The following is an 11929-nucleotide window of genomic DNA, read 5'->3' as shown; positions in this document are numbered from 1 at the left end:
TATCATTAGCTCACTTCATACTTCAATAACGTGAAGTAACCGTCTTTACCTACTCATTTCAGTTAGAAGCTCCAGAGTCCATTCCATATTCATCCCTTACTGATTCTCACCACATATCAGCTCTCTGAAAAGTTTCGAATATGTACTCTTCTCTTTCATTGCTTTTTCGTTATTTTTTACAGTTTATCACATTTCACTTCCAAACAAACAAAAATTTTCTATTTTATATAGAAGGTATTTCCACTTCAATTGTCTAATATTATATAGGTTTGCAGAAATATTCGAAACAACTTTGGAGGTTTTTTCATGGTAAAATATATATCCATTTTAGGTTCCACAGGATCCATCGGCACATCTGCATTAGATGTCGTTTCAGCTCATCCTGAACATTTTAAAATCGTCGGTTTAACCGCAAATTATAATATCGATCTTCTTGAGCAACAAATCAAAACGTTTCAACCTCGTATTGTAAGCGTTGCGACAAAAGACTTAGCAGACAAGCTTCGTACGCGTATTTCAGCAAATACAAAAATCACACACGGGACTGATGGCTTAATTGCAGTAGCTACTCACCCTGATTCAAATCTTGTATTAAGCTCTGTTGTAGGTGTTTCAGGATTACTTCCAACAATTGAAGCATTAAAAGCGAAGAAAGATATCGCTATTGCTAATAAAGAAACTTTGGTTGCAGCTGGACATATCGTAACTGAACTAGCGAAACAAAACGGATGTCGCTTAATTCCAGTAGATAGTGAGCATTCAGCTATTTTCCAATGTTTAAACGGAGAAAATAATAAAGAGATTGAGAAGTTAATTGTAACAGCTTCCGGTGGTGCATTCCGTGATAAAACACGTGATGAAATGCAAACATTACAAGCAAAAGATGCTTTAAAGCACCCAAACTGGTTAATGGGCGCAAAACTAACGATTGATTCTGCCACATTAATGAATAAAGGGTTCGAAGTAATGGAAGCGAGATGGCTATTTGATATTCCATATGAAAAAATTAATGTAATGATTCATAAAGAAAGTATCATTCATTCTTTAGTAGAATTTATTGATGGATCAGTTATGGCACAGCTCGGTGCTCCTGATATGAGAATGCCGATTCAATATGCGTTTCACTATCCTACTCGGCTACCTTCTTCCTATGAAAAATTAAATTTATTAGAAATCGGTAGTTTACATTTTGAAAAACCAGATTTAGAGAAGTTCCCTTGTCTACAATACGCATATGAATGTGGCAAAATCGGTGGTACTACTCCCGCTGTATTAAATGCAGCAAATGAAATTGCGAATGCGCTATTCTTAAAAAATGAAATTGCCTTTTTCGATATTGAAAAAACAATTTACAAAACAATTGAAGCTCATCATAACGTAAAAGATCCTTCACTAGATGCTATATTAGAAGCGGATCAATGGGCGCGCCAATATGCAAATGAATTGTTAATAAAAAAGCGCTAAAACAGTTCCCACTGTTTTAGCGCTTTTTTTCACGTATTCAACTTAACAAATCTATAACCGTGTGTAACTAACACTTTTAATATCGCATATCCTGGAATGGCTAAAATAATGCCCATAATCCCGAATAAGTTTCCGGCAGTTAAAATGATAAAAATGATAGTAATCGGGTGAATATCTAACTTTTTACCCATGACTTGCGGAGAAATAAATTTACCTTCTGCTAATTGTACAACCATCATAACAATAATTACTTTTAACACCATTGCTGGCGAGTCGATAAATGCGATAATTAACGCTGGTGTAATCGCGATAATTGGTCCTACGTACGGAACGATATTTACAATCATCGCTAAAATCGCAAGTAATACCGCATATTTAATACCAATAATAAGATAACCAATTAATAGCATAATACCGATAAATAAGCTGACGATAATTTGACCTCTAATATACGAGCTAATCGCATAATGCATATCATCTAGTATTCTCATTGCTGCTGGTTGTCTTTGCTCTGAAATAAACTTTAAAAAGTGATTCGGCAATTGCTCACCATCTTTTAAAAGATAGAACAATATAAATGGAACCATTACAAATGTCAAAACAACCTCTGTAACAGTACTCAAAAATCCAGTTACATTCCCAGTTACTGATGATAATGACTTTGTAAAATCAACTGTGTATTCTTTTACCATATTCGCAACATTAATATTTAAATTCTCCTGAATTTTACCGAGTAAATTACTTTCCCCGAATCTACGTGCTGCTTGTTCAATCTCATGGCCAAAATACGGTAAGTTATCAATTAATGCATCAATTTGATCTTTAATAATAGGGATAACCGTTACAACTAAAAATACAAATAATCCTAGTACGATTAAATATATGGAAGCTATCGATACGATTCTTGAAACACCTTTCTTTTCTAAAAGCGAAACGAATGGATGTAAAATATAAAATAGCACGCCTGCTAATAGTACTGGGAAGAAAATTGTTTTTAAAAATACGATAAACGGTGTAAAAACAAATGATATTTTTGTTAGCAATAAAATATTAATGAACAATAACGCAAATCCAAGTAATACCGCCAAATAATTTTGTTCTCTAAAAAACTTTCTTAACTTATCTCTTTTTCTTATATTTATTTTCTCCAACGAAACCACCTCTTCGAATGATGAAAAGCCCTTATTCAGGGCTCTTCATCATAATCTATATATCTATTTCTTTGCAGCTTTCACTACAAATGATACAATAAAAATTAACACGATTGCACCTAATAATGCTGGCACGACATGAATCCCACCAAAAGACGGCCCAAAAGTTCCAAATAATTTACCACCTAATGAAGCACCTAATAAACCTGCGATAATATTTCCGAACATACCACCTGGGAAATTTTTACCCGTTATAGAACTAGCAATTGCACCTATAATAGCACCAACTATTAATGTGATAATCCATCCCATTTTTAGTCCTCCATTTCTATTATAGTTTGTATGATTTAATACAAACATATGTATTTATCATTGCTAATCATATTTCACTATAGAAATATATTTACTACTATTTTACATATGGAGATACATATATTATATGCAAAAAAGAAAAATATTGTCAAACTCACCCATAAAGCAATTATATTCATATACCATATTTAAAGGAGGCTTCATTATCTATGATTCTTAAGTTAAATTCCACTTCTTTTGAAGTAGCAACATCCATTTTACAGGTTCAAATTCCAGCTTATAAAGTTGAAGCAGACTACTTAAATAGTACTGCCATACCTCGTTTATATGATACTGTAAACGATATTCAAAATTGCGTTGAAACATTCTATGGATATTTTTCTGAAAATAAACTTGTCGGTTTTATTTCTTTTGTACAAGAAGAAAAACTAATCGATATCCATAGGCTAGTTGTATCGCCCGATTTTTTTCAAAAAGGAATCGCAACGAAACTCCTAATTTATATATTTAACATGTTTCCCTCTCCAATGACATATATTGTACAAACAGGTAAAGCGAATACCCCTGCTATTACTTTATATAAAAAACACGGATTCATTACAGTATCAGATACAATACTTCCTGACGGTATGATTCTTACGCAACTAAAAAAGACAGAATACACAAAATGATTTGACTTGTTCGCTCCTTTATGTTATTTTTTACTTTATAAAACCTTTTGCTGAGTCCAAATTTTGGAGCGGGGGAACCATTTTTGTAGCTATGCTACTTGGGGCGAATCTTTTTTAAGTAGGGAAACTCTCACTTCCCGAGTCCGACAGCTAACCTCGTAAGCGTAATGGGAGAGGAAGGTGCTTTTTGCCTATGTTACACATTTTGCCTCCTTAATTATAAATATGGGATCGATATCAAATAGTCACCTATATTTATAGAAAAGGAGAATGTATTATGTTACGTTTATCTGATCACGCAATTAAAATGATGGAGCAAAGACTTCGAATTGAAAAACAACGCACATATCAAGCAAATAAGGTTGTAGATAACTTACATCACAAATACTTCTTTCAGCATATTTTTCAACCGAAAAGATAAAGAAAATGTTTATTTAATATTAAAAAACACAAGGTGTGTCTTACAAAGACATTCCTTGTGTTTTTTATATTCTTTATAAAATTCTCACTACATTTAAGCTTGCTGTAGTAGTCACATGCCCTACACCTAACGGGCCATTTTGTAATATTAATGTTGAATTGGCACTCGTCACATTCACAAGAAGTGTATTTGAAATGGCTGGTTCGATTACTACAGTTGATGTCGTTACGTTTTGTATAAAACTCCCTGTTAGTTGCGTTCCATTTAATAGCAATCTAACAGATACTGTCTCATTCCCACCATTTGCATCCCCTTGAAAATAGTAGCTTACTAAATATATTCCTGGCGTCGTTACTGTGACTGTCGTAGCACTAGTTAAAGATACACCAGTTCCATATACAGTGGATCCAGAATTAATTGGGATGTTGGCATTTGCTGCAATTGTGCTTGTTGATGTAGAAAAGAAATATCCGCCACCTGTCGATATAGCAGATGATCCTGTTGCTCCAGTTAAGCCTGTTGGACCTGTGGCACCTGTTGGGCCCGTTATCCCCGTTACCCCTGTTGCTCCAGTTATTCCTTGTATGCCTTGTATTCCGGTCGGTCCTGTTGCACCAGTCACTCCAGTCGCTCCGGTTGCTCCGGTTGCTCCCGTCACACCTTGTGGCCCCTGGATTCCTTGGATTCCTTGTGGACCTGTTGCTCCCGTAGGGCCGGTCGCTCCCGCCTGCCCCGTTACCCCTTGTGGACCTTGGATTCCTTGTGGACCTTGAGGACCCGTTGCTCCAGTAGGTCCGGTTGCTCCTGTTGGACCAGTTTCTCCTTGTGGTCCTTGAATTCCTTGAGGACCTTGGGGACCCGTTGCACCAGTAGGTCCGGTTGCTCCTGTTGCTCCTGTTGGACCCGTCGAACCGGTTATCCCTTGAATTCCTTGCGGTCCAGTTGGGCCGGTTGGACCGATTACACCTTGAATTCCTTGTATACCTTGTATTCCCTGTGGACCCGTTACTCCTTGTGATCCTTGAATTCCCTGTATTCCTTGAGGACCAGTTGCACCAGTCGGACCGGTTGGGCCTTGTGGACCTTGCACACCTTGTATTCCTTGAGGACCGGTTGGGCCTATACTTCCTTGTGGTCCCTGAATACCTTGTATTCCTTGAGGACCAGTTGGACCGGTTATGCCACTCGGACCTTGTACGCCTTGCACTCCTTGAGGACCGGTTGGACCACTCGGACCTTGGATTCCTTGTAGCCCCTGTAAACCAGTTGGACCGGTCGCTCCCCTTACTCCTTGCTCACCTTGTATGCCTTGTAGACCTTGAGGGCCGGTTGGACCGATTGGCCCCTGTGCTCCTTGCACTCCTTGTGGACCAGTCGGACCGGTTGCTCCTGCCGGTCCCTGGATTCCTTGTAGACCTTGCGGACCAGTCGGACCGGTTACTCCTTGTATCCCTTGTGGACCTTGAATGCCTTGATCACCCGTTGGACCCGTTGCCCCCATTGGTCCCTGTACTCCTTGCAAACCTGTTACACCAGTTGCTCCGGTCGGTCCCTGGATTCCTTGTACCCCTTGAATTCCAGTCGCTCCTGTTGCTCCGGTCGCTCCTGTTGCCCCTGTTGCTCCAGTCGGACCCGTTGGACCCCCTGGTGATCCTGCTGGACCGGTTGGACCAGTTGGACCTCCTGGTGGACCAGTTGGACCGGTTGCTCCAGTCGGGCCAGTTGCAGAACCTGTCGGACCAGTTATCCCAGTGGCTCCTGTTGGGCCAGTTGGACCTGGATCACCTTGTAAACCGGTTGGACCAGTCGGACCGATTACACCTTGCACTCCTTGTATTCCTTGTATTCCTGTTGGACCTACCTGCCCCATCTCTCCCTGGGGACCTTGTAAACCTTGAACACCAGTTTCCCCTTGTGGACCCATTGGTCCTTGCTCCCCTTGAACTCCTTGAGAACCAGTTGGCCCTGTTGGACCAATCGGACCCTGTATTCCTTGTATTCCGGTTACACCTTGTAAACCACTACCTCCTAAATTACCTTGCACACCTTGTATACCAGTATTTCCAGTTGGTCCAGTCGGACCAATTTCCCCTTGCACTCCTTGTATTCCTTGTACTCCTGTTGGGCCGGTTGGACCGATTTCTCCTTGCATTCCTTGTATGCCTTGTATTCCTGTTGGACCGGTCGGACCGATTGGGCCAGGAATTCCTTGTATCCCTTGAATACCAGTTGGACCAGTCGGACCTCTTTCTCCTTGTATTCCTTGAACACCTTGTATTCCCTGTGGGCCTCGTTCTCCCATAGGTCCTTGATTACCTTGAGAACCTTGTGGTCCAGTTAAACCAGTTGGGCCGGTTGGACCATTTTCTCCTTGCACCCCTTGCACTCCTTGTATTCCTTGTGGGCCGGTTGGACCGATTGGACCTTGTACGCCTTGTATTCCTTGCGGTCCAGTTGGTCCACCTAAAGCACCAGTTGGACCGGTTGGACCAGTGGGCCCCGTAATACCTGGCGGTGGAAAAGGAATAGGTGCTTGAAACTTACTACACTTATCTTGATTCTTCACAAGCATCTCCCCCGTTATAACTAACGTATCAAACTATTTTTAATACATTTAAACTAGCTGTTATCACACCAGATAATGTCGTTACATGCCCGATAGCTAACGGACCATTTTGTAAAGACAAAGTTGCATTTGAAGAAGTAACTTCAATGACCATCGTATTCGAAACTGCTGGTTCTAATATAAAAGTACCTCCTGTAACATAAAAAATAAAACTCCCTGCGACTTGTGTTCCATTTAAAGTAAGCCTCACTGAAATTGTTTCATTTCCGGCAGTTGGATCGCCTTGAAAATAATAGCTTACTAAATAAATTCCCGGCGTACTTAACGTTACAGTTGTTGCATTTGTTAAACTGACATCAGAACCAAAAACTGTAGATCCAGAATTAATTGGTATTAACGCATTCGCTGCAATTGTACTCGTTGAAGTAGAAAAGAAATAACCCCCCCCGCTAGGTAAGCCAGTCGCTCCTGTCGCTCCCGCTATTCCCAAGAAACCTATTGAACCTGCACTACCAGTTGCTCCTGTCGGTCCCACCACACCACTTGGGCCCTGACTACCTTGTGCTCCAACTGGGCCTATACTACCACTAGCACCTGTCACCCCACTTGCTCCAATTGGGCCTTGCAACCCTTGAATCCCTTGTATACCTTGTATTCCTTGCGGACCCGTTGCACCTGTATTGCCTGTCGTTCCCGTTATTCCTTGTATTCCCGTAATCCCTTGCACTCCTTGCACACCTTGTGGTCCAGTTGCCCCGGTTGCTCCAGTAGCCCCAGTTTCACCCGTTGCACCTGTAATTCCAACATTTCCTTGTGGGCCTTGTGGGCCTTGACTACCTTGCGCTCCTTGGACTCCTTGTGGGCCTGTTATACCGACTTCCCCTGCACTTCCTTGGGGACCTCTAATTCCTTGTGCACCTGTTGGACCGATAATTCCTTGCACTCCTTGTATTCCTTGCACTCCTTGCGCTCCTGTTGGACCCGTTATTCCTTGTAATCCTTGAGAACCTTGCAAGCCAATAGCTCCAGTCGGTCCTATTATTCCTTGCACTCCTTGAGGACCTTGTGCACCTTGTGTGCCTGTCAATCCGGTAGTCCCTTGTATCCCTTGAACACCTTGAGGACCTTGTATTCCAGCTGCTCCTGTTTCTCCTTGTATCCCTTGAACTCCTTGTATACCTTGTGATCCAGCAGGACCGGTTACTCCTCGGATTCCTTGTGCACCTTGAGCTCCTTCCGCTCCTGTAACACCAGCTGGACCAGCTACACCTTGGATTCCCACCATTCCTTGTGCACCTGTTGGACCGATTACACCTTGAATACCTTGAATACCTTTAGGGCCTTCTGCACCTGTTGGACCGATTACTCCCAGCGGACCTTGTATTCCTCGAGAACCTTCTGCACCCGTTGGACCGGTTATACCTTGGTTACCTTGAGGACCTTGTGCCCCTTGTACTCCAACTGCTCCAACTACACCTTGGGAACCTTGCGCTCCTCTTACACCTTGAGGACCTGTTGGACCGGTTATACCTTGCACTCCTTGCGCTCCAATTGGTCCTATCCCACCGCTTACACCTGTTGAACCAGTCGCACCCGTTGGACCTGTTGGACCTCCTGGTGGACCGGGTGGTCCAGCTGGTCCAGTCACCCCACTAGATGGACCAATTGGACCAGTTGTTCCCGTCGGACCGCCCGGTGGTCCTTCTGAGCCTTGAATACCAATGCTACCTGTCGCTCCCGTTATACCTCTTATTCCTTTTATCCCTTGAAAACCTGTTGCTCCCGTTATACCTTGTATTCCTTGCACACCTTGTGGTCCTTGTAAACCTATTGCACCTGTTATCCCCTTTATTCCACTTATACCTTGGGCACCTTGCATTCCAGTAGAACCAGTTGGACCCACTTCCCCTTGTATTCCTTGAGCTCCTTGCGGGCCTTCCTCTCCAGTAATTCCTTGTATACCTTGGAAGCCGTCTTCTCCTTGTATACCAATAGCCCCTTGCTCTCCTTGTATTCCTTGAACACCTTGAGGGCCTTGTGGACCAGTTACACCCGAGACTCCAGTTATGCCTCTCTCTCCTTGCATTCCTTGTGCCCCTGTTTGTCCTCGCTCGCCTATTTCCCCTTGTATTCCTTGTGTGCCTTGTATACCTTGACTACCAGCAGGACCCGTTGCTCCTTGTATTCCTTCTAATCCTTGTACTCCAATATCACCAATTAGACCTTGGTTACCGATTAATCCTTGAGCACCTTGGAGACCAGTCGGGCCAGTTATACCTTGCTCTCCTGTATCACCAATAGCCCCTTGTATTCCTTGTGCTCCTGTTGTCCCTTGGGGACCTTGTATTCCCCTGATACCTTGAGGACCTTGGGGCCCAGTTGCTCCAGTCGGTCCAGTCACCCCTGTAGGACCAACAGGACCTTCATGCCCTCCAGTTGGACCGATTGGACCACTATTACCTGTCGGACCCGTTGCTCCTATAAACGGAAGAGGCAGTGCCACTCCAAATTTTTTGCACTTTCTATGATGACGCACAACAATCCCCCTTCCCCAAAATAATTACACCTTTTATATGAAATGCATTTTTATAAGAAAAGTACACCTTTGACCTCATTTTTTTAAAATAAAGTAGCCTATCATTTCATCTATTTGAAATCATAGGCTTCTTTTATAAAAACACTTTACTTTCTAGCTTTAATAATAAAAGTAGTCGGCACCATTCTAGCTTTATATAAAGAATAATACTTCGTAGACGGCTCAGCTAGTTCTCCATCAAACGAGCTTGATGGTTCAGGCTCTTCTATTCTCTCAATTTTAAATCCCGCTCTATTTAACTCATTTATGTATGTACTTATTTTTCTCTTATATAATGTCGCTTGTACATTTTCTCCTTTAAATGTTTCAAACGTAATGGGCGTTTCCTTATGATAAGAAGACTTTATAGCAACTTCTTCCGTACCATACTGTAAGTTTGAATATACCGGGTGCTCCCAACTAAAAATAAAACTTCCTCCTGGCTTTACATATGAATAAATCAGTTCCAACGTTTTTCTTAAATCCAAAGTCCAACCTAATGCATAAATGGAATATACAATATCAAAATATCCTTTCGGAATATCTCCTTCTTCTTCCATTGCTCCGCATACTAACTTTGGATTCCATTCCTTTAACGTCTTATTCGCTATTTCAATTTGTGTACTCGAAAGATCAAGCCCCCATAATTCCTCTGCCCCTTGTTCCGCCATATATTGCAACGAATGCCCACTTCCACAGCCAATATCAAGAACCTTTTTCTTTCTGATTGAATCGAACAAACGAATCTCATCTTCAGACGCCGTATACGGACCATATTTAGGTAAACAATCCACTTGAAAGAAATAAGGTGCAACTGTATCCCAACACTTTTTATTTAAAGCTAACATTTGCGTACCTTTCATATTCTACATTCCCCCATCCATTTTTCTTTCTCTAATATTAATTACATATCATAACCAGATCGCCCTTTTCTCTTCGCCCGGTAGTTTTTCACTTTCGCAATCGTACCGCATGCTCTTCCTCCTTCTTCTCCAGCATACATACCGCACCATCTTTTACTTCCATTTCGCGAATGATCATAAAATACCCAGCGACAATCTGGACATGCTTTTAACCTTCCCCATACATTTTCTTGAATTGACATTAACACAATGCTTAACACTTTTGTATACACATTCTCTTCATATACCGGTTCATATGTAATATCTTTCATATCATCCTTTATATGTACATGAAATGGGTATTTCTCTAACCATTTTTGCAATGATCCTTCGCCTTCAATTGTCATCCGAATATCTTCTCGAAAACCTCTTAATTCCTCTATCGTATGAAATGGAAACTCTTCATCAAAATATTCTTTCATAAAAAGCTTTATGTCTTCTTCTGTTTGCAGCAAATCAATTGGCTCTCTCGTATCGTTTGGTATTCTCCATGTATTTAAAAATTCCCGAATATGTTCTAGTTCATTTGGAGCGTTTTGATTCAATTCGATCCACCTTCTTCTTAAAATTTACTTTTTTCTGACTTTATGTATAATTATAGTATAAAATAGTTAACCATCAAATGATTTTACTGGTTACATAATTAGGAGGATTTCTATGAAAAGTTTCTCAACACCGATACGTTTCATGCTTATTTCTTCATTTTTTATGTCTTTTGGGTATTTTGCAGTATACGCATTTTTAGCTATTTATCTATTAACCTTTCTTCATTTTTCTGCTGTCCAAGTAGGAACAGTGTTGACGGTTATGACAATTAAATCACGAGTTATCCCATTATTCTCAGGGTTAATTGCTGATAAAATAGGCTATATCATTATGATGATAGCCGGTTTATTTTTGAGAGGAATCGGATTTATCGCTTTAGGAATATGCTCTGATTTCTATACAATTTCTATTTCTTCTGCACTTATTGGCTTCGGAACTGCATTTTACGAACCTGCCGCTCGCGCTATATTTGGCTCACAGCCAACTCATTTGAGAAAAAATTTATTTACATATTTAAACCTTAGCTTTAATTGCGGTGCAATAATCGGACCAATTGCAGGAGGATTCTTACTCTTACTCGATCCACTCTACGCTTTCTCTCTAACAGGATCTCTTATGCTGTTATTTGCTTTTATCTTTTACTTACTTAAAAATCACTTCCAAGTCACTACTGAAAACACGTCTATTACATTAGGAATACAGGCCATCTTACAAAACAAGTATTTCCTTCTGTTTTCCTTTATCATGATTTTCTTCTATATTATGTTTACTCAGCTTACTGTCGCACTTCCACTTCATATGAAAAACATTAGTAATAGCAATCAGCTTGCTACACTAGTTATTACGATAAATGCGATAACAGGCGTCCTATTTATGGTATTATTCCGAAAATTATTCTACAAATACAACACACTTTCGATTATTAAATACGGTGTTTTATTAATGAGTATTTCCTTTTTACTCATTCCTTTATTTCAACACCCATATTGGCTCTTTATTTGTGTAATTTTATTTACAATCGGTGAAACACTCGTATTACCTAACGCTGATATCGCTATTGCAAATTACAGTAATGAATCATATACAGCCACTTTCTTCGGATTTTATCAACTATCACTCGCATTTGGTTTTATCATTGGTAATTATACCGGTACATCTTTTACATCCAACTTAAGCGGAATGTATACACCATGGCTTATTTTTGGCGGAATAGGACTTATTGGTTTTATTTCACTACATATTTTGAATATAAAAAAAGTGGCCTCTAAAGAGGATATACACCTATGTAATACAAGCGACCTATAACGAAAAAGATTCGACC

10 protein-coding genes, 1 riboswitch and 1 other annotated feature (1 of these 12 only partly in view) are annotated in these 11929 nt (G+C 40.6%); of the genes, 4 read left to right on the top strand and 6 right to left on the bottom strand.

Annotation, left to right across the window (positions count from 1 at the left end; all coding sequences use genetic code 11):
- Positions 1–168: a binding site (T-box leader), on the bottom strand (it extends 40 nt beyond the left edge of the window).
- A 138-nt stretch (positions 169–306) separates the two neighbouring features.
- A complete protein-coding gene (locus HMAS_RS07820) occupies positions 307–1464 on the top strand; it encodes a 1-deoxy-D-xylulose-5-phosphate reductoisomerase (RefSeq protein WP_025708771.1) in 1158 nt (385 codons plus the stop codon).
- 29 nt (positions 1465–1493) lie between these two features.
- On the opposite strand, the gene HMAS_RS07815 is transcribed toward HMAS_RS07820, so the two are convergent.
- Complete coding sequence (locus tag HMAS_RS07815; RefSeq protein WP_000411484.1) at positions 1494–2615, bottom strand: AI-2E family transporter; 1122 nt, start codon at positions 2613–2615, stop codon at positions 1494–1496.
- A 63-nt stretch (positions 2616–2678) separates the two neighbouring features.
- The gene (locus tag HMAS_RS07810) at positions 2679–2927 is read right to left on the bottom strand and encodes a GlsB/YeaQ/YmgE family stress response membrane protein (protein WP_000539727.1); all 249 of its coding nucleotides are present in this window, start codon (positions 2925–2927) and stop codon (positions 2679–2681) included.
- Positions 2928–3136: 209 nt separating this feature from the next.
- Here HMAS_RS07810 and HMAS_RS07805 point away from each other — a divergent pair, with 209 nt between their 5' ends.
- Together HMAS_RS07805 and HMAS_RS27625 are read left to right on the top strand one after the other, a co-directional pair.
- Positions 3137–3598, top strand: coding sequence for a GNAT family N-acetyltransferase (locus tag HMAS_RS07805; protein ID WP_000601226.1), 462 nt, complete (start codon positions 3137–3139; stop codon positions 3596–3598).
- 38 nt (positions 3599–3636) lie between these two features.
- A riboswitch (cyclic di-AMP (ydaO/yuaA leader) is annotated at positions 3637–3779 on the top strand.
- A 96-nt stretch (positions 3780–3875) separates the two neighbouring features.
- Positions 3876–4019, top strand: a complete 144-nt coding sequence (locus HMAS_RS27625; RefSeq protein ID WP_000945243.1) for a hypothetical protein — start codon at positions 3876–3878, stop codon at positions 4017–4019.
- Between the two features lie 73 nt (positions 4020–4092).
- On the opposite strand, the gene HMAS_RS07800 is transcribed toward HMAS_RS27625, so the two are convergent.
- The 4 genes from HMAS_RS07800 to HMAS_RS07785 all read right to left on the bottom strand — a co-directional run bounded on the left by HMAS_RS07800 (position 4093) and on the right by HMAS_RS07785 (position 10607).
- Positions 4093–6591: a BC_3345 family exosporium-associated protein gene (locus HMAS_RS07800; RefSeq protein WP_116344746.1), complete on the bottom strand. Its 2499-nt coding sequence runs from the start codon at positions 6589–6591 to the stop codon at positions 4093–4095.
- Positions 6592–6613: 22 nt separating this feature from the next.
- Positions 6614–9121, bottom strand: a complete 2508-nt coding sequence (locus tag HMAS_RS07795; protein ID WP_025708776.1) for a collagen-like protein — start codon at positions 9119–9121, stop codon at positions 6614–6616.
- Between the two features lie 146 nt (positions 9122–9267).
- Entirely contained in the window at positions 9268–10023 is a 756-nt protein-coding gene (locus HMAS_RS07790; RefSeq protein WP_025708778.1) for a class I SAM-dependent methyltransferase, read from the bottom strand.
- 41 nt (positions 10024–10064) lie between these two features.
- Positions 10065–10607, bottom strand: coding sequence for a CGNR zinc finger domain-containing protein (locus HMAS_RS07785; protein WP_006922529.1), 543 nt, complete (start codon positions 10605–10607; stop codon positions 10065–10067).
- Positions 10608–10719: 112 nt separating this feature from the next.
- On the opposite strand from HMAS_RS07785, the gene HMAS_RS07780 reads away from it, so the two are divergent.
- Entirely contained in the window at positions 10720–11913 is a 1194-nt protein-coding gene (locus HMAS_RS07780; protein WP_116344745.1) for an MDR family MFS transporter, read from the top strand.
- Positions 11914–11929: the final 16 nt, after the last annotated feature.

It is taken from the genome of Bacillus sp. HMA207, assembly GCF_003402455.1.
GTDB classification, from domain to species: Bacteria; Bacillota; Bacilli; order Bacillales; family Bacillaceae_G; genus Bacillus_A; species Bacillus_A cereus.
This window is presented reverse-complemented; position numbering and strand designations above follow the sequence as displayed.